Here is a 24,888-nt window from a genome sequence, read left to right on the forward strand (position 1 = left end):
CGACTTAAACAGGCACCGATTTTTGCAGCTGCAACACCAGATCGCGGCTGGCCAGCGCCACGCCGTGCGCCGACTTCAGCGGCCGCAAGCGATGCGCGCACACCGGCACCAGCACCGCCTGCACATCCTCCGGCAGCACATGGTCGCGGCCCTCCAGCGCCGCCCAGGCGCGCGCCGCCTGCAACAGCGCGATCGCCGCGCGCGGACTCAGGCCCTCGGCGAAGGCGCCGTTCTGGCGCGAGGCCGCCGCCAGCGCCTGCACGTAATCGATCAGCGACGGCGCCGTGTGGATCGTGCGCAGCCCTTGCTGCGCCTGCGCCAGTTCGGCCGGCGTCATCGCCGCCGGCAGCGACTTCAACATCGTGCGCCGGTCCTCGCCCATCAGCAGCGCGCGTTCGGCGGCGGCGTCCGGATAGCCGAGCGAAAGACACATCAGGAAGCGGTCCAGCTGCGACTCCGGCAGCGGGAAGGTGCCGATCTGGTGGGTCGGGTTCTGCGTCGCGATGACGAAGAACGGTTCCGGCAGCGCGCGCGTGACGCCGTCGGCGCTGACCTGCCGTTCCTCCATCGCCTCCAGCAGGCCGGACTGGGTCTTCGGCGTGGCGCGGTTGATCTCGTCGGCCAGCAGCACCTGGGTGAAGATCGGACCGGGATGGAACACGAAGCCGTTCTTCTCGCGCTCATAGATCGAGATGCCGTTGACGTCGGCCGGCAGCAGGTCGCTGGTGAACTGCACGCGGTTGAAGCGCAGCCCCAGCGAAATCGCCAGCGCGTGCGCCAGCGTGGTCTTGCCGACGCCCGGCACGTCCTCCACCAGCAAATGGCCGCCGGCCAGGAGACAGGTCAGCGCCTGCCGGATCTGCAAGTCCTTGCCGACGATGATCTCGCCCACCTGCCGTGCCGCCGCGTGCAATTTTGTGTACATGATGTCTAGGGTCGATGAGCTATGGTAGATTAGCGCTAATGAGCGATTCTATCGCAGTAGCAGAAAAAACAGTGACATGACCACAGCCATCTATAGCCATCCCGATTGCCAGCGCCACGACATGGGCGATTGGCACCCCGAATCCCCGGCGCGTCTGCAAGCGATCGCCGACCAGCTGATCGGATCGCACATCAGCGACCTGCTGGACCATCGCGAGGCGCCGCTGGTGGCGATCGCGGACCTGGAGCGCAACCACAGCAAGAACGCGATCGGCATCGTGCGCGACAACGTCCCGGCCGAAGGCGACACCTATCCGATCGACGGCGACACCTCGCTCAACGCCTGGAGCTGGCGCGCCGCGCAGCGCGCCGCCGGCGCGGCGGTGGCCGCGACCGACGCCGTGATCGACGGCGAGATCGAGAACGCCTTCTGTTCGGTGCGCCCGCCGGGCCACCACGCGCGGCCGGTCGAACCGATGGGCTTCTGCCTGTTCAACAACGTCGCCGTCGCCGCCAAGCACGCGCTGGAGGTGCGTGGGCTGGCGCGGGTCGCCATCGTCGACTTCGACGTCCATCACGGCAACGGCACCGAAGAAGCCTTCCTCGACGAGCCGCGCGCGCTGATGGTGAGCTTCTTCCAGCATCCGTTCTATCCGTACACCGAGCCGCACGCGCTGACCGCCAACCTGGTCAACGTGCCGGTGCCAGCCCACACCAAGGGCGACGTGGTGCGCCGGATCGTCACCGACCAATGGCTGCCGGCGCTGCACGCGTTCAAGCCGGAGATGATCTTCATCTCGGCCGGCTTCGACGCCCACCGCGAGGACGACCTGGGCGGCATGGGCCTGGTGGAGGCGGACTACGCCTGGATGACGCAGCAGGTGATGGAGGTGGCGCGGCTGTATGCGAAAGGCCGCATCGTCAGCTGCCTCGAAGGCGGCTACAACCTGTCGGCGCTGGGCCGCAGCGTGGTGGCCCACGTCAAGGTGCTGGCCGACTTGTAGACATTGCGGTCAAGGCTCGGGCGTGATGACGAGATGGGCGAGGATCGCGTTGAAGAATTCCGGCGTTAATTCGCCGAATGCCGCATAGACCAACGGACTGCCATCGATCACAAAATAGAGATAATGGGAGTTCGTCTGACGCCCGCGTATCCAGTAAACGTGCAAGGGGCCCTTGCTGGTTTTAGTGTATCGCAACGCGGTATCCAATTGTTCGACAGTTCGGATTTTTGACCACGGGTCCGGGTTAAGGGCCGGCGCGCCCAGCCGATCAAAAAAAAGTTGTGGATCCAACGGCAATCGAACGAGTGATTGATATTTTTCCGTTATCTGCGCGCTGGGTAATACGTGAAAGAAAAGACTGGTTTTGATGTCGGCCCCAGCCGGGATGATGTGCAACTGGGCGATGGCGGTGGCGGAAACGAAAACCTGCCCGATCAATGCGGAGGGCAGGCGCATGGACAAGCTTCCAAATTGAAGCGATACGCAGGCCGCGCAGTCATGGGCTTCGGGCCAGGGTTGCAGTTCCATGGCCACTTGGTTCGTGCCTGACGATGGCAGGTTCCACATGCATGCCAGGTACAGAAACCCGCGCCCAAAATATCTCGTCATGCCCATTTAGGTACCTTCGACATACCGATTCCTTGCGCCGCCATATTCAGAGCGCCGCCCCAAGTGTAAATCACGGCGCGCGCGCATGAGAATGAAAGTTTACGTTGATGTGAATGAAAAATCCCCCGTCCTAGCCGGCTCGCCAGCCACGTAATCGACGCCCGGCCCCCTGGCGGCGCAGGCACCCAAACAAAAAGGCGTGCAATTGGTACTGTAGGAGTTCATCAGAATGGCTGTTTGACGACAATCAAAGCGCGCGCTGCCCGTCGCCGACCTGTAGCCGCAAAAAAAATGCCGCCCACTTGGGGCGGCATGGCGATGCGGCGCGCGGTACTATGCGTTGACTTCGCGGCCGCTGTTGTCCGACCAGCGGTACAGACCCCACACCACGGCGATGCCGACCACCAGCGAGATGATCATCGTGTGCGACTCGCTCAGCGTGTTGGCGATGGCCAGCGGCTCGCCTTTGCCCGACAACACGATCAACCCGGCCAGCGCCACGTTGAACAAACTCTCGCCGACGATGAAGCCGGACATGATCAACACCGCCAGTCGCTTGGCGGTCTCGCCGCCGGCCTTCTTCTCCACCGCGCGGTCGAAGATGTAGCCGGCCACGGCGCCGATCACCACCGGCGTGATCACCGCGCTCGGCAGATAGATCGCCAGGCCCACGCCCAGCGGCGGCAGGCTGTATTGATCGTTGCTGGCTTTTTTCAGCGCGTAGTTGATCAGCACCAGCAGCAAACCGACGGCGGCGCCGTAGCCCAGCAGATTCCATTGCAGATTGCCGCCGATGACGCCCTTGGCCAGTGTCGAGATCAACAGCGCCTGCGGCGCGGCCAGCGGCTGGTCGGAGATCGAATCGAGATTCGGCGCGCCGACGAAGCCGTTGGCGTGATTCAGCAGCTCCAGCACCGGCGGCACCACGCACGAACCGGCGGCGACGCCGATCAGCAAACCGACCTGCTGCTTCCACGGCGTGGCGTTGACCAGTTGGCCGGTCTTCAGATCCTGCAGGTTGTCGTTGCCGATCACGGCCACCGCCAGCACCACGGTGGTGACGAACAGCGCGAAGGCGATCAGCGCCTGCGCCACTTCCGGCCCCATGACGCTGCGGCCGACCATGCCCACGCTCAGCGCGGCGCCGAGGATGGTCAGGATGGCGATGCCGGACACCGGCGAATTCGAGGAGCCGATCAGGCCCGCCATGTAGCCGCAGACGGCGGCGGCGAACACGCCGGCGATCAGGATATAGCCGACGCCGACCGCGACCAGCGGCACCGACAGCGACGCCAGCGGACCGCCTTGCAGGAACGACGCCAGCAGCCAGCCGGCCGGCACCATCGCCAGCAGCGTGACCAGGCCGACGATGAAGATCGGGATGTCCTGCTCGGTGCGGTCGATGACGGCGCCTTCCAGCTTGGAGCGGCGCGCCGTCTCCATCGCCGACTTCAGGCCGCCCAGGATGGGCTTGGCCAGGCCGGCCAGCGTGATGATGGCGGCGATGCCGATCACGCCGGCGCCCATCATGCGCACTTCCTTGGACCAGATGCCGAGCGCGTGGCCGGCGGCGTCGACACCGGCGGCGGCCGGGGACAGGGACGTCATCAGCGGCACCATGATGCCCCAGGCGATGACCAGGCCGGCCAGCATCGCGATGCCGACCGTGATGCCCATCAGGTGGCCGGCGCCGATCAGCGCCAGCGAGCTCGATGCGCCGATGCCGGTGGCGCCGGCGCCGGTGCGGAAGTAGATCGACACTTCGCCGGCCATCAGCTTGACGGCGGAACCGGCGGCGAACAGCGCCGAGGCGACGCTGCCCCAGACCACGGCGCGCAGCCCGGCCTTGCCTTCGGCGGCGCCGGCGCGCGAGGCCATGCCGACCTTGAGCACTTCGGCGGCGGCCACGCCCTCCGGATACGGCAGGTCGGACTGCGACACCAGCGCGCGGCGCAGCGGCACCGTGTACATCACGCCCAGCACGCCGCCGACGGCGCAGGCGCCGAAGGTGGGCCAGAACGGCACGTGCGCCCACCAGCCCACCATCAGCAGGCCTGGCAGCACGAAGATCACCGAGGCCAGCGTGCCGGCGGCCGAGGCGATGGTCTGGACGATGTTGTTTTCCTGGATGGTGGCGTCCTTGAAGGCGCTCAGCAAAGCCATCGAGATCACGGCGGCGGGGATGGAGGTGGCGAAGGTCAGGCCGACCTTCAGGCCGAGGTAGACCTGGGCCGCCGTGAACACCAGCGTAATCAGGATCCCTAGAATAATGCCGCGAAGGGTGATTTCCCTCGGGTTGGACGGTGCAGCTATGCTCATCTTCAGCACTCCGGTTTAATAATAATATTGTTTATATAATCAGAAAAAGGGTAAGGCGCCTCATGATATCCGAAGTCCGCGCGGGTCAGCGGGTAAAATAGCGGATTGTCAGAACGTTTTTGAAGGTCAGAGCATGTCGATACAATGGTACCCGGGGCACATGAACGCCGCCAAGAAGAAGGCGGCGGAGCAGATGGAGAACACCGATCTGGTGATCGAGGTGGTCGACGCGCGCCTGCCCGAGGCCAGCACCAACCCGATGGTGGAGGAGCTGCGCAAGTTCCGCCAGCGTCCGTGCCTGAAGATCCTCAACAAGATCGACCTGGCCGATCCCGCCGCCACGGCGGCCTGGGTGGCCTATTACAACGCGCAGGAAGGCGTGACCGCGTTCGCGATGACCACCAAGAAGCCGGCCGACGTGGCGCGCGTGCCGGAACTGGCCAAGCAGCTGGCGCCGCACCGCGGCGTGCCGACCAAGCCGCTGCGCATCATGATCATGGGGATCCCCAACGTCGGCAAGTCGACGCTGATGAACGCGCTGTTGAAGCGCAAGGTGGCCAAGGTCGGCGACGAGCCGGCGGTGACCAAGCAGCAGCAGAAGCTTTACCTGGACAAGAACACCATCCTGGTCGACACGCCGGGCATGTTGTGGCCGAAGATCGCGCTGCCGAGCGATGGCCTGATGCTGGCCGCCAGCCACGCGGTCGGCGCCAACGCGCTGATCGAAGAGGAGGTGGCGGAGTTCCTGGCCGGCGAGCTGCTGGTGCATTACCCGCAACTGCTGGTGGCGCGCTACGGCTTCAAGGACATCGAGACCTTCGATGCGATCGCGGTGGTGGAGGGCGTCGGCGCCAAGCGCGGCTTCCGCCAGAAGGGCGGCGACCTGGATTACGAGAAGGCGTCGCACACCTTCCTCGGCGACTACCGCAGCGGCGCGCTGGGCCGCATCTCGCTGGAGACGCCGGCCAGCCGCAAGCAGCGGCTGGACGTGTACGAGGTGGAGGCGGCGGCCAAGGCGGCCGAGAAAGCCGCCATCGCCGCCGAAAAAGCCGCCGCCTACGCCAACGGCAAGCGCGGTACGTAACAGCTTCGGTAGGTGTCAGTGCCGACATTCGGACACGAGCTCTACCGTAGCGCCTGCTACGGTAGAGCTCGTGTCCGAATGTCGGCACTGACACCTACCGAAGCACTGACACCTACCGCAGCAGCAGCAGCAGCGGGTTAGCCGAAGCGGAAGCTGGTCACCGCCAGCGATCCCATGAACGCATCCTCGTGGTACGGCACGCTGGCCGCTTCGGCTTCCGCCGCGCCCACCACCACCATCAACGGCAGCAGATGCTCCTCGCGCGGATGCGCCATGCGCGCCGCCGGGGCCTCATCCCATGCCAGCAGCGCCGCCGTGCGCTGCGCCGCCGGCAAGGCCATCGCCGCCCGCAGCCAGTCGTCGAAGGCGTGCGAGGCCGCCGCGCCCTGCGCGTTGAAGGCGCGCAGATTGTGGTAACTCAGGCCGCTGCCGACGATCAGCACACCCTCGTCGCGCAACGGCGCCAGCAGACGGCCCACCGCCAGGTGCGTCGCCGGATCCAGCCCCTGCTTGAGCGACAGCTGCACGATCGGCACGTCGGCGTTCGGATACACCGGGTACATGGCGCTGAAGGTGCCGTGGTCGAAGCCGCGCTGCGCATCCAGCTGCGCCGGATGGCCGCCGGCGTCCAGCAGCGCCTTGACCCGCGCCGCCAGCTCGGGCGAACCCGGGGCGCTGTATTGCACTTCGTAGGTATGCGCCGGGAAGCCGCCGTAGTCGTAGATCATCGGCGGCTTGGCCGAGGACGACAGCATGAAGTCGCGCCCTTCCCAGTGCGAGGTGATCACCAGCACCGCCTTCGGCGTGACGCCGACCTGGCGCGGAATGTCGCGCAGCGACGCGTCCAGCTTGGCGTACAGATGCCCGACCTGGTCCATCATGAACGGCCATGGGCCGCCGCCGTGGGACAGGAAATAAGTGGGTAGTGTTTGGCTAGTCATGATCGGGCTCCGGTTTCAGTATGCATCCACTATAAGGACGCGAGGCCGCGCCATCAATGCCGTAAATATAGATAGGTCCTATCTAAATTGTTAATGATCGCGGCGTATAATGCCCGCTTCTGGTGCCGCGCCTGTGCTCACATGCGCGGTTAAACGGGAAACACAGGCCGCCAGCGCTTACTGCGCGCGGCCAAGGTGTGCTGCCCCCGCAACGGTAACGCCGGCGCCTTCGCGCCCCGGCAAGCCCGGATATCGGCCAGATAGGTGGAAGCGCGCGTCGCTCGTCGGCGCGCGTCTTCCGTGCACTTCCGGCTTGCGGGGACGCAGGCGGATGCCTTTTTTGAAAACGATTTATCATGAATTCTTCCGCCTTCCGCCCGCGCCAGCTGGCCGCCGCCGTTTCCCTCTGCTTCGCCGCCGTTCCCGCCATAGCGTTGGCCGAGGATGCCGCGGGCCTGACACTGGCGCCGATCGTCATCACCGGCTCGCGCTTCGACGCCGACCCGGCGCTGGCCCCGATCGGCGCCACCGTCATCAGCGCGGAGGACATCCGCCGCTCCGGCGCCGGCGACGTCAACGCGGCGATCCGCAAGATCGGCGGCGTCTACGGCCGCCAGAGCCTCGACGGCAGCCCGGACTTCGGCCTCGACCTGCGCGGCTTCGGCACCAACAGCAGCCAGAACATGGTGATCGTGGTCGACGGCGTGCGGCTGTCGGAAAATGAACTGCTCAACGCGGTCCTGTCGGGCATCCCGGTCGACAGCGTCGAGCGCATCGAGATCACGCGCGGCGGCGCCAGCGTGTTGTACGGCGACGGCGCCACCGGCGGCGTGATCAACATCGTCACCAAGCGTCCGGGCAAGGCCGCCAGCCGTGGCAGCGTGTTCGTCGAGGGCGGCCAATTCAATGCCGGCGAAGTGCGCGTCTCGGCGGCGCAGGCGTGGGACGGCTTCGCCGCCGATGCCAGCGCCGGCTATCAGCGCACCGACAACTATCGCGACAACAACGAATTCAAGCAAAGCCATTTCAGCGGCGGCGCGCAGTGGTACGGCGCCGACGGCAAGAACCGCATCGGCTTCCGCTACGAGGGCGCGCGCCAGGACATGCGCTTCGCCGGTTCGCTGAGCGAAGCGCAGTTCAACGCCAACCCGCGCCAGACCCGCACGCCGGACGACAACGGCTCGCTCGACTACGACCGCCTGACCGTCTCCGGCCAGTACCGCGTCGCCGGCTTCGACCTGGCCGCCGACCTGTCGTATCGCAAGAAGACGGTCGAATCGACCTATGTCTTCGGCGGCTTCCCGTCCAGCGCCAGCTACGACAGCAAGCAAACCCAGTTCTCGCCGCGCCTGCGCCGCCTCGGCCAGATCGGCGGCATGCTGAACGAAGTGGTGGCCGGCGCCGACTTCATCGTCTGGGACCGCGACACGGCGTCGTCGTTCTCCGCCGCCGGCGCCAGCCAGCATTCGAAGGCGCTGTACCTGCGCGACGAGTTGCGCTTCGACGCCGCGCATGAGGGCCGCATCTCGGCCGGCGTGCGGCGCGAGCTGTTCGACAAGGACTTCAGCGATCCGCTGGGTTTCTCGACCACCGGCTATGAAGTCAACCAGGGCCTGAACGCGTGGGAGCTGCAGGCGAGCTACATGCCGCTGGCGCGCGTGACGGTGTTCGGCAAGGCCGGCCAGAGCTACCGCGTCGCCAACGCGGACGAGAACGCGGCGACGCCGGTCAACAACCAGCCGCTGCTGCCGCAGAAATCGCACGACGCGGAACTGGGCCTGGGCTACGCCGATAGCGCCAGCAAGATCACCGCGCGCGTGTTCCGTCATGAGCTGAGCAACGAGATCTTCTACGATCCGACGCTGAACTTCGGTTTCGGCGCCAACACCAATCTGGATCCGACCCGCCGCCAGGGCTTCGAGCTCGATGCCGAGCAGCGCATCGCCGCCGACTGGAGCGTCAGCGCGCACTACCAGCACGTGCAGGCCAAGTTCACCGAAGGCGTCAACGACGGCCGGCAGATGGTGCTGGTGCCGAAGAACACGCTGACCGCGCGCCTGAGCTGGGCCACGGCGCGGCAATCGGCCGACATCGGCGCGCAGTGGGTCGACAGCCAGCGCTACGGCTCGGACTTCGACAACAGCTGCTCCGGCCTGATCCCGTCGTACACCACGCTGGACGCGCGCTATGCGCGCAAGTTCGGCCAGTGGGAGCTGGCGCTGTCCGGCGCGAACCTGACGGACAAGCACTACTTCTCGCAAGCCTTCGCCTGCAAGGGCGGCATCTATCCGTCGGACGGCCGCCAGATGAAGGTCTCGGCGCGCTACGAGTTCTGATGCGCCCGACCGTCGCGGTCGCGCTGCTGGCGCTGGCGGGCGGCGCCCGCGCCGATGCCATCACCGTCAAGGACGACGCGGGCCGCAGCGTCACGCTGGCCAGGCCGGCGCAGCGCGTGATCGCGATGGCGCCGCACATCACCGAGCTGCTGTTCGCGGCGGGCGGCGGCGGGCGCGTGGTCGGCGCGATGAACTACAGCGATTACCCGGAAGCGGCCAAGCGCATCCCGCTGGTCGGCAGCGACGCGCAGATCGACCTGGAACGGGTGCTGGCGCTGCGCCCGGATTTGCTGGTGGTCTGGCAGACCGGGAACACCGAGCGCCAGCTGTCGCAGCTGAAAAGCCTGAACATCCCGATCTTCTACAGCGAGCCGAAAAAGCTCGACGAGATCGCCACCAGCCTGACCCGCCTGGGCCGGCTGATGGGCACCGACGCGGCGGCGCAAACGGCCGCGCGCGACTACCGGCAAAAGCTCGCCGGGCTGACGGCGACCTATGCGCAACGCCCGCCGGTGCGGGTGTTCTACCAGATCTGGGAAAAGCCGCTGTTCACGCTCAACGGCGAGCACGTGGTCAGCGACGCGCTGCGGGTCTGCGGCGGCAGCAATATCTTCGCCGGCATGAAGGTGACGGCGCCGTCGGTCAGCACCGAGGCCGTGCTGCAGGAAAATCCGGAGGCGGTGATCGGAGGCGAGCGCCACGACGGCCAGTCCGGCATCAATATCTGGAAACCGTACAAGGGCATGCTGGCGGTACAGCGCGGCAACCTGTTCATGCTCGACAGCGAACTGCTGGTGCGCGCCACGCCGCGCATCGCCGACGGCATCGCGGCCCTGTGCGAAAAGCTCGAGACGGCGCGCGGCCGCAGGCCTTAAGCGGGGCTTAATCGCCGTTTTAAACCCCGATGACGGCGCGAAAAGTGGTAATCTCGCGGCGTTTACCACTTCCCCGATCAAGGACCGATATGCGTTTCATGAGCTTCCTGCGCCCACTGCTGGTCACCGCCGCCTTCATGGCCGCCGCCGCCGGCGCCCACGCCGCCGATTTCAAGAATGGCCTGGATTTCAACACGGTGGACGCGCCGCGCCCCGACACCGGCAAGAAGGTCGAAGTGCTGGAAGTGTTCATGTACCATTGCCCGCACTGCAACGCGCTTGAGCCGCTGATGGCGGACTGGGTCAGGAAGCAGGGCGACAAGGTGGTGTTCCGCCGCCTGCACATGGGCGACGATGCGCAGGCCAAGGCCTTCTACACGCTGGAGGCGATGAACGCGCTCGGCAACGGCATGCACGAGAAGATCTTCCGCGCCATCCACGTCGACCGCAACCGCCTCAACACCGACGCCGCGTTGCTCGACTTCGTGGTCAAGAACGGCGTCGACAAGGCCAAGTATCTGGAATTTTTCAACTCCTTCGGGGTCCAAACCAGGCTGAAACGCGGCCAGCAACTGGCAAATCAGTATAAACTGGATAGCGCGCCCAGCCTGGTTATCGACGGTCATTACACGACCTCGCCGGCGACGGCCGGCCACGGCCTGACCTCGGCCGCCGAGGCGCATGTCGCGCTGTTCGCGGTGATGGACAGCCTGGTCGCCAGATCGGCGCAGGAACGCGCCGCGAAGAAATGAGTTTTTAAGGATGGGTAAGGCGATGAAATTTACGAGTGACGATAAGAAGGCCGTCGAAGCGGAGGTGATGAAGATCTACAAGGAATCGTCGCCGGCGCTGGAGAACCTGTTCGAGTGGGCCTACGTCAACCATGTGGCGTGGAGCCTGGTGGTGGTCTTCCTGGGCATGATCCTGTGGCTGAGCGTCGCGCTGGTGAACGCCGAGAACCAGCGCTACGCGCTGCTGACCAAGCAGTGCGCCGACCCGATCTTCAAGGGTGAACTGGATAGAAAGTGCCTGCGCAACGTGCAGTCGCGCGAGCACTGGTGGCAGCACCTGACGTACGCGCTGTCGAACACCAGTCCGGAAAAATAACAGCGACTCGAAGCCCGCCCGCAGCGGGCTTTTTTCATAAGGGGATCCGATGAATCAAGTGATGGTGGTGACCGGCGGCAGCCGGGGCATAGGCGCGGCGACGTCGCTGCTGGCGAGCCGGCGCGGCTACGCGGTGTGCATCAACTACCGCAGCGACGCCGACGCGGCCGAGCGGCTGCGGGCGCGGATCGTCGCCGAGGGCGGCGCGGCGATTGCGGTGCAAGCCGACGTCGGCGTCGAGGCGGATGTGCTGCGGCTGTTCGCCACGGTCGACGCGGAGCTGGGGCCGGTGACGGCGCTGGTCAACAACGTCGGCATCCTGGAGACGCAGGGCAAGCTGGTGGACATGTCGGCCGAGCGTTTCCAGCGGGTGTTCACCACCAACGTGGTCAGCTGCCTGCTGTGCAGCCGCGAGGCGGTCAAGCGCATGTCGACGCTGTCGGGCGGGCGGGGCGGCGGCATCGTCAACGTCGGCTCGGGCGCGTCGCGGCATGGCGCCGGCGGCGTGTACGTCGACTACGCGGCCTCGAAGGGCGCGATCGACGTGCTGACGCTGGGCTTGTCGAAGGAGGTCGGCGCCGAGGGCATCCGCGTCAACTGCGTGCGGCCGGGGATCATCTACACCGACATCCACGCCAGCGGCGGCGATCCGGACCGGGTCGACAAGCTGGCGGCGACGGTGCCGATGCAACGCGGCGGCCAGCCGGAGGAAATCGCCGAAACCATCCTGTGGCTGCTCGGCCCGCAATCGTCCTACGTCAGCGGCGCGCTGGTCGACGCCGGCGGTGCGCGCTAGCCGTGGATCACCACGCTGCAGGTGGTGCCGGCCACCAGCTCCAGCCCTTTCGGCAGTTCGTCGATGTGGATCCGCACCGGCACCCGCTGCGCCAGCCGCACCCAGTTGAAGGTCGGGTTGACGTCGGCCAGCAGTTCCCGCCCTAAATTGGCGTCGCGGTCGGTGATGCCGCGCGCGATGCTTTCGATGTGCCCCTTCAGCTGCGCGGCGCCGCTCATCAGGTGCACTTCGACCTTGTCGTCGATCTTCAGCAGCGGCAGCTTGGTCTCTTCGAAGTAACCCACCACGTAGAACGAGGCGCTGTTGATCAGCGCCAGCTTGGCGGCGCCCACGGCGGCGAAGTCGCCGGCGTGCACGTTCAGGTTGGTGACGTAGCCGCTCACCGGCGCCCGCACCACCGTGCGCTCCAGGTTCAGCGCCGCCAGTGCGCGCGCGGCCTGCGCGGCCTGGTACTGTGCGGCGGCGGTGCCGACCGCGTATTCGGCCGTCTCCATGCTTTCGGCCGAGACGATCGAACTGTCGAGCGCCTTGCGCCGGCTGGCTTCCTTGCCGCGCCGGCCTTTCTCCACCTGCTGCGACGCCAGCAGCGCGTTCGCCTGCGCCAGCGCGTTCTGGTAGCGCGCCTGGTCGACCACGAACAGCACGTCGCCGCGCTGCACCAGCTGGTTGTCGCGCACGCGCACTTCGGTCACGGTGCCGGCGACGTCGGCGCTGATGCTCACCACGTCGGCCTTGACCCGGCCGTCGCGGGTCCAGGCCGATTCCATGTAGTGGTTCCAGGCCGAACGTCCCAGCCACAGGGCGGCGCCCAGCAACAGCATGGTCAGGAAAAAACGGAAGATTTTAGTTGCGCTCACAGCGGGCTTTCAAAGTTTAGTTGTACAGGGTGACCAGCAGGAAGCTGAAGATGCAGACGAACAGGCAAAGCCGCACCAGCGCCGGGTGCCAGCTGCGGCGGTAGGCGCCGACGTGACTCAGCACGCTGTCGAGCGCGACCTGCAGCACCAGGCTGGCGAGGAAGATCGGCAGCACGCCGGGCAGCAGGACGCCGAAGAAGTCGATTTCACGCGGCATGGCGGGGTTCTCCTGTTGATAGCTGGTCCAGCAAGGACGTGTGGATGGAATGCAGGTCGGCCAGCGCGGTGTGCAGCCGCGCGCGCCGCGCCGGGGCGGCGTCGGGCAGGGCGGCGCGCACCGCCGTGCCGGCGTCGAGGATCGCTTGCCGCGCCGCCGCGCCGCTGTCGTGCGATGGCGTGCGCAGGTAGGCGGCCAGCTGGCGCACCACCAGTTGCAGGCTGGCGCGCGCGGCGCCGGGATCGGAGGCGGCGATCAGTTGCCGCAGTTCGATCACGGCGTGGCCCAGTTCCAGCAGCGTCAGGCCTTGCCGCACCACGGCGCGCGCGGCTTCGCTCGGCGCCGGGCCGGCGGCGGCGTTCAGTTGGCTCAGCAGGTCGCGCACGCGGTTGTCGAAGCGGCGCTTCAGGCGCGACAGCGGGGCGGCGCAGGCGTTCTGCGCTTCGCGCCACAGCGCTGTGGAGACGTGGCCCTTGTGGCCCATGGTGTGCTCGGGCAGCACCACGCTGAACATCACGTAGGCCACCACCACGCCCAGTGTCAGCGACAGCTGGCTGCTGATGAAGGCTTCGACGTCGTAGTGCATCATGTTGGTGGGCACCACCAGCGTGGCGGAGAACAGGCTGACGCCGATGCCGACGCCGGCCCAGCGCGGGCCGCTGCTCAGGTAGGCGCCCAGCGCGAACAGCGGCAGCGCGGCCAGCACCAGCGGGGCGTAGCTGTCGGCGCGGGCGATCATGAAGAATTCGGTGTAGAAGGCCAGCGGCATGGCCAGCAGGAAGCCGGTCAGCACTTGCTTCACCAGCGCGTTCGGACGCGGCGAGGAGGAGGCCAGCGCGCAGAAGATGGTGGCCATCAGGATGGCGTTGGCGGTGAACGGCCAGGCCAGCCAGTACCAGGCGGTGGCCGTCACCAGCAGCGTGGCGGCGGCGCGGAAGCCGCTGGCGAAGATGATCGCGGGCGGCGTCTTCGGCGAGTAGGCGCCGGGGTCGCTGACCTGTTGGCGTTTGTCTTGCGTCAGGCCGTGGTACAGCGCGGCGAAGGCGGACAGGTCGCGCGCGAAGCGGTCCAGCAGTTCGGCGGCGGTGTCGAAGTCGATCTGCTGCGCGCGCTCGACGGCGGCGGCGGTCAGCTCGACGCGCGCGGCGGCGATGTCGCGCGTCAGCGTGGCGCGCATCCGCGCCAGGTGCTCGGGCGTCAGCTCCTGCGTCATCGCCCGCGCCAGATGCGCGTGCATCGGCGCGACCAGCGCCAGCACCAGCCGCGCGCCGTGGCCCGCCGCAGCGCCGCCGCCAACCGCAGCGCCGCCGTCCGCCGCAGCGCCGCCGTCCGCCGCAGCGCCGCCGCCAACCGCAGCACCGCCGTCCGCCGCAGCGCCGCCGTCCGCCGCAGCGCCGCCGTCCGCCGCAGCGCCGCCGCCAACCGCAGCACCGCCGTCCGCCGCAGCGCCGCCGCCCGCCGCAGCGCCGCCCGCCGCAGCGCCGCCGCCCGCCGCAGCGCCGCCGCCCGCCGCAGCGCCGCCGCCCGCCGCAGCGCCGCCCGCCGCAGCGCCGCCCGCCGCAGCGCCGTCGCCGCTGCCCGCCGCTACGTCGTCCGCCGCGCCGCCGTTGTGCAGCCGGTGGCTCAGTCGGTGCAGCGTGTAGAACGTCGTCAGCACCGTCATGAAGGCCGCATTGAAGGCATGCAGTTGCCGCGTGTGCGAGCGTGCGTGGTCGGCTTCGAAGAAGGCGGCGGCGCGGCCCGATTCCAGCGCGGCGATGTCGGCGGCGAACTTCAGGTGGTTCAGCTCCGCCTCGGCCGGCGTCAGACGCCGCTCCAGCACCTCGCGGCAGAACACCACGAATCCTGCATAACGCGCCTGCACCGTGCGCATCACCGCGCGCGAGTGGCGGCGCGGGAAGATCACGTCGTGCACCACCGCCGAACAAATGATGCCCAGCCCGACCTCGGTGACCCGCGTGACGGCCAGCGTGAACACGTTGACCGGCGCGTCCAGCGACGGCGCGGCGATCATGACGGCGGTGTACCCGGCCAGCACGAAGCTGTACGACTGCTGGTTGCGGTACATGGCGGCGCCGCCGGTGCACAGCGCGACCCACAGCGCGACGCCGACGAACAGCGGCACCGGCGCCTGCGGGAACACGCCGACCAGCGCCAGCGCGGCGCTGCAGCCGACCAGCGTGCCGAGAAAACGGTAGAAGGCTTTTTCCAGCACCATGCCGCTGCTGGGCAGCGCGAGGATGATGGTGGTGGCGAGCGCGGTGAAGGGGGAATCGAGTCCGAGGCGGAACGCCAGCCACAGCGCGGAGAAGGCGGCCAGCATGGCCTTGGCGACGAACATCCAGCGCTGACCTTCGCTGCCCAGCCAGTCGGCGCTCTGCGCCGCCAGCCAGGCCAGGCCCCGCGCCACCGCCGCCGTCTTCGCTCCCCGCGCGCTGTGGTCCGGGTTGGGCTGGGCGGCGGGGGGAGCGTTCATGGGGCGGTGGGGTTCAGGTGAGTGCTTCGAGGTTATCCAGCTGCCGTTTCAGCAGCGCTTCCAATATCTTTACTTCGTCCGCGCTGTAGCCGTCGTAGGCGTGGGTGGTCGCGGTCCATACTTCGGGCAGCACTTTCTCGGCCAGCGTGCGGCCGGCGTCGGTCAGCGAGATCATCACGCAGCGGCGGTCGCCGGGCCGGTTGCCGCGCGTGATCAGGCCCTGGCTTTCCAGGTCGTTGCACACGCGCGTCAGGTTGGCCGGTTTTTCCATGCAAGCCTCGCCCAGCGTGGACGCGGTCGAGGTCTCGTCTTCCGAGCCGTACAGCACCGCCAGCACCATGTAGCTGGCGTCCACCAGATCGTAGGAACGCAGCGCCGCATTGCTCAAATCTTTCATCCGCTTCTGGATGTGGTACGTCATGCGCAGCAGGCGCATCAAATCCTCAGGAAATTCAGGCATGCGGGCATGGATGTTTTTCAGGCGTTTTTTAGTCGCTTCAAAACTGCTCATTGCCACTCCTCTATTATTTTTAAAAGGATTTGATTGTACTATCTAAGCGTCAATGTAAATCCAGTTTTATGCCGCCGCCCAGCGCGGCCATCAACAATGCGAAGTTATCTAGTTGTTTGCTCGCCACTTGCGCCATCTGCTGCTGTTCGTTGAGCAGCGTGAGCTGCGCGTTGATGACGTTCAGCGAGTCGGTCATGCCGGCTTGGTAGGCGCGTTCCGCCAGTCGCTGCTGGCGCCGCGCCGCATCGAGCGCGCGCTGCGCCAGCCGGTCCTGCTGCTTCACCGAGTCGATCCGCACCACCGCGTTGGCGACCTCGGACATCGCTTGCACCACGCTGGCGTTGTACTGTTCCACCGCGCCGTCGTAGAGCGCGGTCTGGTTGCCCAATTGACTGCGCAGTCGGCCGCCGTCGAAGATCGGCAGGCTGATGGCCGGCGTCACGCCGCGCACGGCCGAGCCGCTGTCCAAGAACTTCGCGAAGCCCAGCGACTGGAAGCCGACGAAGGCGGCCAGGTTGATGTTCGGGTAGAACTCGGCCTTGGCGCCGGCGATGCGCGCGTTGGCCGCTTCGATGCGCCAGCGCTGCGCCGCGATGTCGGGGCGGCGGCCCACCAGTTCCGCCGGCAGCGAGGCCGGCACCGTGTCGCCGTGGCCCGCGTCCAGGGTCAGCATCGGCCGGGCGATCGCGTCGCCGTCGCCCGGTCCTTTGCCGATCAGTGCCGCCAGCTGGTTGCGCAGCAGGGCGATCGTTTCTCCGATCTGCTCCTGCTCGCGCCGTCCTGCCGGCAGCGTTGTTTCGATGTTCGCCACTTCCAGCTCCGTGGCCAGGCCAGCGGCCTGGCGCCGCCGCGTGATCTCCAAGATGCGCTGGCGTTGCGCCAGGTTCTGCGCCACGCTGTCCTGCAGCGCGTACGCCAGCGACAGCTGGATGTAGCTGCGCACCACCGCCGTCTCCAGCGTCAGCCGCGCCATCTGCGACTCGGCCGCGGCCAGGTGCACCTCGTCCAGCGCGGCGGCCAGCGCGTCGCGGTTGCGGCCCCACAGATCGAGGTCGTAGGAGCCGCTCAGCGTGGCCGTGTTCTTCCATGCGTAGTTGCCGGCCAGCGGGGCGGGGACGGTGCTGTGCCGCGAATACAGTTCGCGGTCGGCGCTGGCGCCGGCGTCGACGCGCGGCAGCGTGCCGGCCCTGGCGACGCCGGCCAGCGCTTCGGCCTGGCGCACCCGCGCCAGCGTGGCGCGCAGCGACGGGTTGTCGTCCAGCGCGGCCGCGACCAGCCGGTCCAGCTGCGCGTCGTGCAGCGCTTCCCACCAGCGTTCCTCCGGCCAGGCCACGGGCGCGCCGGCGCCGGCGATGGCTTTGCCGGGATTCAGTTCGGCGCTGTTCAGCGCCACCGCCCGCGGCTGGACGTGGCCCATGTCGGCGCACCCGGCCAGCAACGCCAGCGCGCAGGCGAGCATGGCGGCGCTGTAGTTGCGGGCGCTGCGGCTGGACGGCATGGGCGTCGGTGTCACGGCTGATGGCGCCTGTCGTGCTTACTTGACGACGTGTTTCTTGGTCTGCGCGACGTCGAAGTCGGCTTCGGTTTCCAGCAGCGTGCCGTTCTTGCGCGCTTCGAAGAACTCGGCCTGCACCTGGGCCCGGGTCAAGCCCGGCTTCTCGGCCTTGATCGCGACCAGCGCGCTGCCGGCGGCGGCGTTTTGCGCGGCGTTGCTGGCGGCGGTGGCCGGCGCGGTCGCGGTCGCGGTCGTGGTCTGGGCGAAGGCGTTGGTCACGCTGGTGGCGGTGGCGGCGATGGCGAATACGACGGTGGCGGCGGCGGCCAGCAGATTCTTGGTGGTGGTGCTCATGGCATCTCTCCTCGGGTGTGGGCTTGTTCGATGAGGTTAACTATAGAGATGAATAATACATTTGTAAAGTAAAAAATACCTATCGGCACGATAGTCTTTGCCGGGAATAAGCGAGGCGGCGCACGGACCGGGCGCGGCGGCGGTGGTTCAATCGGGTTTTCATGCAAAGGAGCACATCATGTCCTACAGTACGCTGGATCCGGATAACATTCCGGTGGGTAACGACCGTACGCTGGGTGCCGGCCACGGCACCCGTGCGCTGGGCCCGAGCGATAATTCCGACAGCGGCAGCGATATGGTTGGCGGTCCCGACATCGGTTTCGACAGTGATACCGACGCCGAAGGCACCGGCGAGCGCACCGGCGTCGAGATGGATGTGGCGCCGGATGGCGACATCGGCTTCGACCGCGTGGTCGATGCGCTGCCGGACGACGACGGCGAGCAGATCGCCGTGCGCGCCGACGACGAGGTGGATGCGGAAGTGGAAGCCTCGCTGCGCGAGGAACGCCGCGACTGGGCCCGCAACGACGCTAGCTCGCCGCCGTCATCACGTCCGTAATCCAGTCGACGAACACCCGCACCCGCGGCGACAGCTGCCGCTGCTGCGGGTACAGCACCGACACCTGCATCGGCTTGGGCCGCCACGCCTGCAGCACTTCGCGGAACGCGCCGCGCTGCAATTCGCTGGCGACGTGGTAGCGCGGCAGCTGCACCAGCCCGAGGTCGTTGGCGCAGCAGGCCAGGTAGGCTTCGGCGCTGCTGACCGAGACGCTGCCCGGCAACGCGATGCTGCGCGTCGCGCCGTCGACGCTGAAGTCGAACGGGAACAGCTTGCCGCTGCTGGAGGAAAAGAAGTTGACCGCGCGGTGGCCTTGCGTGGTCAGCTCGTCGAGCGTGGTGGGCGTGCCGTGGCGCTCGAAGTAGGCGGCGCTGGCGCAGGTCACCTGCTGCAGCGATGCCACCCGCCGTCCGACCATGCTGGAGTCGCGCAGCTCGCCGACGCGCAGCACGCAGTCGACGCCGTCGCGCACCAGGTCGACCAGCCGGTCGCCCAGGCCGATCTCCAGTTCCAGGTCGGGATAGCGGGCGAAGAACTCCTTCAGTCGCGGCAGCACGTAATGCTGCGCCAGCGTGCCCTGTAAATCCACCCGCAGTTTGCCGCGCGGCGCCACGCCGCTGTTGCCGAAGCCGGCCTCGGTTTCCTCGACGTCGGCCAGGATGCGCACGCAGCGCTGGTAGTAGGCCTGGCCGTCCAGCGTCGGGCTGACGTGGCGCGTGGTCCGCTGCAGCAGCCGCACGCCCAGCCGCGCCTCCAGCTGCTTGATGGTGTAGGTGGCTGTGGCGGCCGGGATCTGCATGTCCTCGGCCGCCTTGCTGAAGCTCTCCAGCTCGACGATGCGGGTGAAAATCCGCATGGCGTTGAAACGGTCCATCGTCAGCGGTGCGACGACGAGCCGGCCCACAGGTTAATCGCGCCTTCCTTGGCCTGGGCGTCGATGGCGGCCAGTTCCTCGGCGCTGAAGTGCAGGTTTTGCAGCGCGGCGACGTTCTCGCGGATCTGCGCGCTGTTGCTGGCGCCGATCAGGGTCGAGGTGACGCGCGGATCGCGCAGCACCCAGGCCAGCGCCATCTGCGCCAGCGTCTGGCCGCGGCGTTTGGCGATTTCGTTCAGGCCGCGCACCCGCTCCAGGTTCTCGTGGCTCAGATGCGCTTGTTGCAGCGAGCCGCCGCCGGGACGGTTGACCCGCGCGTCGGCCGGGATCCCGTTCAGGTATTTGTCGCTCAGGATGCCCTGCGCCAGCGCGGTGAAGGTGATGCAGCCGATGCCTTCCTTGCCCAGCGTGTCGAGCAGGCCGTCTTCCTCGATCCAGCGGTTCAGCATATTGTAGGACGGCTGATGGATCAGGCACGGCACCTTCCACTCCTTCAGCAGGCGGGTCGCCTCGGCGGTCTTCTCGGCCGAGTACGACGACACGCCCACATACAGCGCCTTGCCCTGCTGCACCGCGTGCGCCAGCGCGCCCATGGTTTCCTCCAGCGGCGTGTCCGGGTCGAAGCGGTGCGAGTAGAAGATGTCGACGTAGTCCAGCCCCATGCGCTGCAGGCTCTGGTCCAGGCTGGCCAGCACATACTTGCGCGAGCCGCCGCCCTGGCCGTAGGGGCCGGGCCACATGTCCCAGCCGGCCTTGGTCGAGATGATCAGCTCGTCGCGGTAGGGCTTGAAGTCTTCCCGATACAGATGGCCGAAATTGGTCTCGGCCGAGCCGTACGGCGGGCCGTAGTTGTTGGCCAGGTCGAAGTGGGTGATGCCGAGGTCGAAGGCGGTGCGCAGCATGTCGCGCTGCGAGGCGAGGTTGTTGCTGTCGCCGAAGTTGTGCCACATGCCGAGCGACATCAGCGGCAGCTTCAGGCCGCTGCGTCCGCAGCTGCGGAACTGCATGGTGTCGTAGCGGTGTGGCGAGGCGTGGTAGGTCATGGTCTTGTCTCCTTCTTCAAGCGGTGTCAGTGCCGACATTCGGACACGAGCTCAACAACTTAGTTGTTGAGCTCGTGTCCGAATGTCGGCACTGACACCGAAATAAAAAAAAGAAGCCTGCGCCGGGGGGCGGAAGCTTCTTTCTGGATGCTGCTCAGATGATTCAGGCGAAGTTGGCCGCCGCGAAGTCCCAGTTGGCCAGCTTGAAGAAGGTCTCCAGGTATTTAGGACGCACGTTGCGGTAGTCGATGTAGTACGCGTGTTCCCACAGGTCGCAGGTGATCAGCGCCTTGGCGTCGGTGGTCAGCGGGGTGGCGGCGTTCGAGGTGTTGACGATGTCCAGCGTGCCGTCGGCCTTTTTCACCAGCCAGGTCCAGCTCGAACCGAAATTGCCGACCGCCGATTTGGTGAACTCTTCCTTGAACTTGTCGAACGAACCCCACTTGGCGTTGATCGCCTCGGCCAGCGCGCCGTCGGCCGCGCCCTTGCCGTTCGGCGTCAGGCTGTTCCAGTAGAAGGTGTGGTTCCAGATCTGCGCCGAATTGTTGAAGATGCCGCCGGACGACTTCTTGATGATCTCTTCCAGCGTCAGCGCTTCGAACTCGGTGCCCTTGATCAGGTTGTTCAGGTTGGTGACATACGTCTGGTGGTGCTTACCGTAGTGGTATTCCAGCGTTTCTTGCGAGATGGCCGGCGCCAGGGCGTCGATGGCGTACGGCAGGGGTGGCAGGGTATGTTCCATTGTTGTTCCTTTTTGGTGGGTGTTAAGACCGGGTGATTTTTGCTGAAACGTCCATCATTGTAAAGCGGATAGGCCAAGCATGCAGAAAAGACCAGCTTTCCGTGTGGGCAATCCGCTCAGCGCACCCGGCGCGTGGTTTCCCGCACGATCAGCTCCAGCGGCGGCACCTCGCCGCGCGTCTCGCCGCCGTTGATGATGCACAGCAGCGAATGGGTGGCGATGCGGCCGATGTCGTACAGCGGCTGGCGGATCGTGGTCAGCGGCGGCGTCGTGTACGACGAGCCCGGCAAATCGTCGAAGCCGACCAGCGAGATGTCGTCCGGCACCCGGATCCCCTTGCGGTACAGCGCCAGCCGCGCGCCGTAGGCGCTCAGGTCGTTGGCCGCGAACACGGCGGTGAATTGCTGGTGGGTGTCGAACAGCCGGTTCATCGCCAGCATGCCGCTGGCCTCGTGGTAATTGCCCTCGACGATCAGCTGCGGGTCCAGCGCGATGCCGGCCTCGGCCAGCGCACGGGTGTAGCCGGCCAGCCGCTCGATGGCGTCGATGTTGTTGGACGGGCCGGAGATGAAGGCGATGCGGCGGTGGCCCAGCTCGATCAAATGGTGCACCGCCAGGTAGGCGCCGTGTTCGTTGTCCATCTTGAAGCCGAGCGCGCTGCGGGTGCGCAACGCGCGCCCGGTGGAGACGATCGGGCGCTGGGTGGAAAAATTCAGCACGGTCTGGTCCGACATCCGCCCCGACAGCAGGATGATGCCGTCGACCTTGCGCGCCAGCAGCAGGCGGATGCGGTCCGCTTCCTCTTCCGCGTTCCAGTGGCCGCTGACGATCACCGAGGCGTAGCCGGTGCCCTTCAGGCCGTCGTCGACGCCGCGCAGCGTTTCGTCGAAGAACGGCGAGGAGATGTCCTGCACCACGATGCCGATGGTCATCGAGCGGCCTTTTTTCAGGCCCTGCGCCATCTGGTTGGGCGCGAAGTTCATCTCCGCGATCGCCGCCAGCACCGCCTGCCGCTTGTCGTCCGAGACCCGGGCGGTGCCGTTGAGGATGCGTGAAACCGTGCTGGGGGACACTCCCGCTTCGCGTGCGACGTCCATCAGGGTCGATGGGCCGGGGTGGGGGAGATCTGCCAAGACGGGTTCCTTTATGATTATGTTATGAAAACCTTTTCGCCGGAAGGTTACCATAAATCCGGTGCCTCCCCGCATGACATATAATCAAGCCGCTAGCCATAACAAGAAATAGGTAGGAAGAGACAATGAAACGCGAATCGTTTTCGCACCTCGCGCACGGCCCGCGCCTGCTGGCCGACATCGGCGGCACCAGCGCCAGTTTCGGCCTGGAAACCGCCCCCAACCAGATCGACGCGATCTGGGTCGCCGACTGCGCGACCTATCCCACGCTGGGCGCGGCGCTGGTGGCGTATCTGTCGCAACCGGCCACGGTGACCGCCGGCGGCTACCAGGCGCGCTACGCCGGCATCGCCATCGCCAACCCGATCGACGGCGACTGGGTCACCATGACCAACCACCACTGGTCGTTCTCGGTGGAGGCGGTGTGCTCGCAGTTCAGCCTGAAGTCGCTGGTGGTGGTCAACGATTTCACCGCGCTGGCCAGCTCGCTGCCGTATCTGGCGGCCGAGCACAAGCACCAGATCGGCGGCGGCGTGATGCGCGCCAACGCCACCATCGGCCTGGTCGGCGCCGACGCCGGTCTCGGCGTGTCGGGGCTGGTGCCGGCCGGCGAGCGCTGGATCGCCATCGACAGCGAAGGCGGCCACAGCACCTTCGCGCCGATGAACGAGCGCGAGATCGATATCCTGCGCTACGCGCGCCGCTATCACGAGCACGTGTCGAGCGAGCGGCTGGTGTCGGGCATCGGCCTGGTGCTGGTCTACCGCGCCTTGTGCGAACGCGCCCGAGTCGAGCCGCAGAATCTGAACACCTCGGAGATCATGGAGCGCGGCCTGCATCGCCTGTGCCCGGTGTGCGAGGAAACCCTGGTCGCGTTTTGCGAGATGCTGGGCACGGTGGCGGGCAACGTCGCGCTGACCCTGGGCGCCAAGGGCGGCATCTATATCGGCGGGCGGGTGGTGCTGAAGATGAGCGAGTTCTTCGAACGCTCCGGCTTCCGCGCCCGCTTCGAGCAGAAGGGCCGTTTCTCGGATTACCTGTCGCACATCCCGACCTACGTCATCACCGAAAAATACCCGGTGCTGATCGGCATGTCGGCGATGCTGTCGGCCGGCTGACCGTTATTGGCCGGGCGCCGATGCGGCGGCGGCGGCTGCGGACGAGGCCGGCATCAGCAGCGGATCCTTGCGCACCGGCTGCAACACCATGGTGCCGCGCCGGTCGCCGCCCCGGTCGCCACTTGGGCCGCTGTCGGGTAATTGGCTGACCACGTAGCGCTCGTCGCGCGCCACGTAGGAAATATGTTCGCCGCTGACTTCATCGGTCAGTTGGCCGCCGGTGCTGCGCCGCGCCTTCGCGTCCAGGATCAGGTCGAGCAGTTCGGTCTCGCCGTCGTATTCGGCGCGCAGCGCTTCGCCTTCCATCCATTGCTCGCCGCCGCCGTCGCGTTTCTGGCGGAAGAACACCGGTTTGCCGCCTTTGTTCGTGCTCAGCACCAGGTGCTGGTAGCCGCGCGCGTTTTCCGTCAGCACGCCCTTGTCGGCCTTGATCAACAGCGTGCCGCGGCGCAGTTCGACATCCCCGGTCAACCTGACCTCCCGGGTGATCAGGTCGGCGACGCTGTGGCGAGCAGTGATCCTGGTTTCCTTGAAGGTGTCGGCGCGCTCCGCGTGGGCGGCGGCGTGCACGGCCAGAAGCGCGCAAATCAGTGCTGGAGTCTTCATGATGGCGGGGCCGGCAGCGTTGGTTCGGGGAGCGCCAACTATAGCTTGTTTTGCCGCGCCGGAGGAGTATCTACCCGGGGTGTCCCTATATTCTCCTTCTGGCAGACCTACTGAAATTTTTACTGAATTCTACTGAATGGAACTGAATCCCACTGGCCTGGTCTAACTCAGTAGGAGTCAGGGATTTTCAGTACATTTCAGGAGGAATTTCAGTATGTCCGCCAGAACGAGTTTTAACCTCTCCCCCCACACCCTGCTCGCGCTGATGGACTACCTGCGCGACAGCGGCGCCGCCGCCGATCCGGCCGAGGCGGTCGACACCGCCGTGCTCCACTGGCTGGCCGCGATGAAGCAGGGCGGCGCCGAAAACACGCCCGCCGCGCCGCGCGGCTACCAATGGAAATCGCTGTTCCTGCCGGACGGCAGCTGGGTGCGCATGGCTTACCGGGGCGACCACGAATACGCCCGGGTGGAAGGCGACCGGCTGATGTACCGAGGCCGGCCCACCAGCCCAAACCGCTTCGCCAACGAGTTCACCGACACCGTGCGCAATGCCTGGTACGACCTCTCGATCCGCATGCCGGGCGAGAAAAACTGGAAGATGGCCTACCAGCGCCGCAAGGAAATCGACCTCGCCGCGCGCCAGCCGACCGCCCCGGCCCGCGAACCCAGCCCGCCGCCCACGCCCGCACCCGCCGCGCCGCAAGCGCCGCTGCCCGCGCACCTCGCCGCGCCCGTCCCGCCGCAGCCGCCGGCGTACCAGTATCCGTCCGCCCCGCACTGCGACGGCGGCACCGTCATCCCCGTGCCGCCGATGCTGCAACGCCACGTCGTCCCCGGCCCCGGCTGGACGGAGCCCGAACGCCGCAAATACCGCTACCGGATCGAAGACGTCGCCTTTGACTGAA

At 66.8% G+C, this 24,888-nt stretch carries 25 protein-coding genes and 1 riboswitch; of the genes, 10 read left to right on the plus strand and 15 right to left on the minus strand.

Annotated elements, in window-relative coordinates; all coding sequences use genetic code 11:
- Positions 1 to 4: 4 nt before the first annotated feature.
- Positions 5 to 925, minus strand: coding sequence for an AAA family ATPase (locus GW587_RS26470; protein WP_166107896.1), 921 nt, complete (start codon positions 923 to 925; stop codon positions 5 to 7).
- Positions 926 to 1,001: 76 nt separating this feature from the next.
- Here GW587_RS26470 and GW587_RS26475 point away from each other — a divergent pair, with 76 nt between their 5' ends.
- Positions 1,002 to 1,928: a histone deacetylase family protein gene (locus GW587_RS26475; protein ID WP_166107897.1), complete on the plus strand. Its 927-nt coding sequence runs from the start codon at positions 1,002 to 1,004 to the stop codon at positions 1,926 to 1,928.
- Between the two features lie 9 nt (positions 1,929 to 1,937).
- Here GW587_RS26475 and GW587_RS26480 read toward each other — a convergent pair whose 3' ends face one another.
- Positions 1,938 to 2,456 (minus strand): hypothetical protein, encoded by a 519-nt coding sequence (locus GW587_RS26480; RefSeq protein ID WP_166107898.1) that lies wholly within the window; start codon positions 2,454 to 2,456, stop codon positions 1,938 to 1,940.
- Positions 2,457 to 2,870: 414 nt separating this feature from the next.
- Positions 2,871 to 4,856 (minus strand): OPT family oligopeptide transporter, encoded by a 1,986-nt coding sequence (locus GW587_RS26485; RefSeq protein WP_166107899.1) that lies wholly within the window; start codon positions 4,854 to 4,856, stop codon positions 2,871 to 2,873.
- A 133-nt stretch (positions 4,857 to 4,989) separates the two neighbouring features.
- Here GW587_RS26485 and ylqF point away from each other — a divergent pair, with 133 nt between their 5' ends.
- Positions 4,990 to 5,940 carry a ribosome biogenesis GTPase YlqF gene (gene ylqF / locus GW587_RS26490; protein ID WP_166107900.1) on the plus strand — a complete coding sequence of 317 codons (951 nt, stop codon included), beginning with the start codon at positions 4,990 to 4,992 and terminating at the stop codon, positions 5,938 to 5,940.
- Positions 5,941 to 6,077: 137 nt separating this feature from the next.
- Here the strand turns inward: ylqF and GW587_RS26495 are convergent, their stop codons facing one another.
- On the minus strand, positions 6,078 to 6,881 hold the full coding sequence (locus GW587_RS26495; RefSeq protein ID WP_166107901.1) for a DODA-type extradiol aromatic ring-opening family dioxygenase: 804 nt from the start codon (positions 6,879 to 6,881) through the stop codon (positions 6,078 to 6,080).
- Positions 6,882 to 6,984: 103 nt separating this feature from the next.
- Positions 6,985 to 7,156, plus strand: a riboswitch (cobalamin riboswitch).
- Positions 7,157 to 7,237: 81 nt separating this feature from the next.
- Between GW587_RS26495 and GW587_RS26500 the strand changes: the two genes are divergently transcribed.
- From GW587_RS26500 to GW587_RS26520, 5 genes are all read left to right on the plus strand, one after another.
- Entirely contained in the window at positions 7,238 to 9,217 is a 1,980-nt protein-coding gene (locus GW587_RS26500; protein ID WP_166107902.1) for a TonB-dependent receptor plug domain-containing protein, read from the plus strand.
- Positions 9,217 to 10,092, plus strand: coding sequence for a cobalamin-binding protein (locus tag GW587_RS26505; protein WP_166107903.1), 876 nt, complete (start codon positions 9,217 to 9,219; stop codon positions 10,090 to 10,092). Before GW587_RS26500 ends, GW587_RS26505 begins: the two co-directional genes overlap by 1 nt.
- A gap of 89 nt (positions 10,093 to 10,181) precedes the next feature.
- A complete protein-coding gene (locus GW587_RS26510) occupies positions 10,182 to 10,844 on the plus strand; it encodes a thiol:disulfide interchange protein DsbA/DsbL (RefSeq protein ID WP_166107904.1) in 663 nt (220 codons plus the stop codon).
- Positions 10,845 to 10,866: 22 nt separating this feature from the next.
- Positions 10,867 to 11,199 carry a hypothetical protein gene (locus GW587_RS26515; protein WP_166107905.1) on the plus strand — a complete coding sequence of 111 codons (333 nt, stop codon included), beginning with the start codon at positions 10,867 to 10,869 and terminating at the stop codon, positions 11,197 to 11,199.
- 49 nt (positions 11,200 to 11,248) lie between these two features.
- The gene (locus GW587_RS26520) at positions 11,249 to 11,995 is read left to right on the plus strand and encodes an SDR family oxidoreductase (RefSeq protein WP_166107906.1); all 747 of its coding nucleotides are present in this window, start codon (positions 11,249 to 11,251) and stop codon (positions 11,993 to 11,995) included.
- Here GW587_RS26520 and GW587_RS26525 read toward each other — a convergent pair.
- Genes GW587_RS26525 through GW587_RS26550 form a run of 6 tightly spaced genes read right to left on the minus strand, consistent with a single transcriptional unit; the run spans position 11,992 to position 17,905 of the window.
- Positions 11,992 to 12,852, minus strand: a complete 861-nt coding sequence (locus GW587_RS26525) for an efflux RND transporter periplasmic adaptor subunit (protein ID WP_166107907.1) — start codon at positions 12,850 to 12,852, stop codon at positions 11,992 to 11,994. The two genes, GW587_RS26520 and GW587_RS26525, sit on opposite strands and share 4 nt — an antisense overlap.
- Positions 12,853 to 12,868: 16 nt before the next feature.
- Complete coding sequence (locus tag GW587_RS26530; protein ID WP_166107908.1) at positions 12,869 to 13,069, minus strand: DUF1656 domain-containing protein; 201 nt, start codon at positions 13,067 to 13,069, stop codon at positions 12,869 to 12,871.
- Positions 13,059 to 15,545 (minus strand): FUSC family protein, encoded by a 2,487-nt coding sequence (locus GW587_RS31510; RefSeq protein WP_229259668.1) that lies wholly within the window; start codon positions 15,543 to 15,545, stop codon positions 13,059 to 13,061. The genes GW587_RS26530 and GW587_RS31510 overlap by 11 nt, the downstream gene beginning before the upstream one ends.
- 13 nt (positions 15,546 to 15,558) lie before the next feature.
- On the minus strand, positions 15,559 to 16,056 hold the full coding sequence (locus GW587_RS26540; RefSeq protein ID WP_166107909.1) for a MarR family winged helix-turn-helix transcriptional regulator: 498 nt from the start codon (positions 16,054 to 16,056) through the stop codon (positions 15,559 to 15,561).
- 49 nt (positions 16,057 to 16,105) lie between these two features.
- Positions 16,106 to 17,569: an efflux transporter outer membrane subunit gene (locus tag GW587_RS26545; protein ID WP_371875654.1), complete on the minus strand. Its 1,464-nt coding sequence runs from the start codon at positions 17,567 to 17,569 to the stop codon at positions 16,106 to 16,108.
- A 21-nt stretch (positions 17,570 to 17,590) separates the two neighbouring features.
- Complete coding sequence (locus tag GW587_RS26550) at positions 17,591 to 17,905, minus strand: DUF4148 domain-containing protein (RefSeq protein ID WP_166107910.1); 315 nt, start codon at positions 17,903 to 17,905, stop codon at positions 17,591 to 17,593.
- Positions 17,906 to 18,083: 178 nt separating this feature from the next.
- Between GW587_RS26550 and GW587_RS26555 the strand changes: the two genes are divergently transcribed.
- A complete protein-coding gene (locus tag GW587_RS26555; RefSeq protein WP_166107911.1) occupies positions 18,084 to 18,464 on the plus strand; it encodes a hypothetical protein in 381 nt (126 codons plus the stop codon).
- Here the strand turns inward: GW587_RS26555 and GW587_RS26560 are convergent.
- The 4 genes from GW587_RS26560 to GW587_RS26575 all read right to left on the minus strand — a co-directional run bounded on the left by GW587_RS26560 (position 18,436) and on the right by GW587_RS26575 (position 22,220).
- Positions 18,436 to 19,338, minus strand: coding sequence for a LysR family transcriptional regulator (locus GW587_RS26560; protein WP_166107952.1), 903 nt, complete (start codon positions 19,336 to 19,338; stop codon positions 18,436 to 18,438). The genes GW587_RS26555 and GW587_RS26560 overlap by 29 nt on opposite strands.
- Positions 19,339 to 19,340: 2 nt before the next feature.
- On the minus strand, positions 19,341 to 20,381 hold the full coding sequence (gene mgrA, locus GW587_RS26565) for an L-glyceraldehyde 3-phosphate reductase (protein WP_166107912.1): 1,041 nt from the start codon (positions 20,379 to 20,381) through the stop codon (positions 19,341 to 19,343).
- Between the two features lie 163 nt (positions 20,382 to 20,544).
- Positions 20,545 to 21,123 (minus strand): superoxide dismutase [Fe], encoded by a 579-nt coding sequence (gene sodB / locus GW587_RS26570; protein ID WP_166107913.1) that lies wholly within the window; start codon positions 21,121 to 21,123, stop codon positions 20,545 to 20,547.
- A gap of 116 nt (positions 21,124 to 21,239) precedes the next feature.
- Complete coding sequence (locus GW587_RS26575) at positions 21,240 to 22,220, minus strand: LacI family DNA-binding transcriptional regulator (RefSeq protein ID WP_166107953.1); 981 nt, start codon at positions 22,218 to 22,220, stop codon at positions 21,240 to 21,242.
- Positions 22,221 to 22,381: 161 nt separating this feature from the next.
- Here GW587_RS26575 and GW587_RS26580 point away from each other — a divergent pair, with 161 nt between their 5' ends.
- Positions 22,382 to 23,374, plus strand: a complete 993-nt coding sequence (locus tag GW587_RS26580) for a glucokinase (RefSeq protein ID WP_229259669.1) — start codon at positions 22,382 to 22,384, stop codon at positions 23,372 to 23,374.
- Between the two features lie 3 nt (positions 23,375 to 23,377).
- On the opposite strand, the gene lptA is transcribed toward GW587_RS26580, so the two are convergent.
- The gene (lptA, locus tag GW587_RS26585) at positions 23,378 to 23,980 is read right to left on the minus strand and encodes a lipopolysaccharide transport periplasmic protein LptA (protein WP_166107914.1); all 603 of its coding nucleotides are present in this window, start codon (positions 23,978 to 23,980) and stop codon (positions 23,378 to 23,380) included.
- Between the two features lie 214 nt (positions 23,981 to 24,194).
- Between lptA and GW587_RS26590 the strand changes: the two genes are divergently transcribed.
- Positions 24,195 to 24,887, plus strand: a complete 693-nt coding sequence (locus GW587_RS26590; RefSeq protein WP_229259670.1) for a hypothetical protein — start codon at positions 24,195 to 24,197, stop codon at positions 24,885 to 24,887.
- The last annotated feature ends 1 nt before the right edge of the window (position 24,888 follow it).

The organism is Duganella aceris (genome assembly GCF_011090165.1).
GTDB lineage: Bacteria > Pseudomonadota > Gammaproteobacteria > Burkholderiales > Burkholderiaceae_D > Rugamonas > Rugamonas aceris.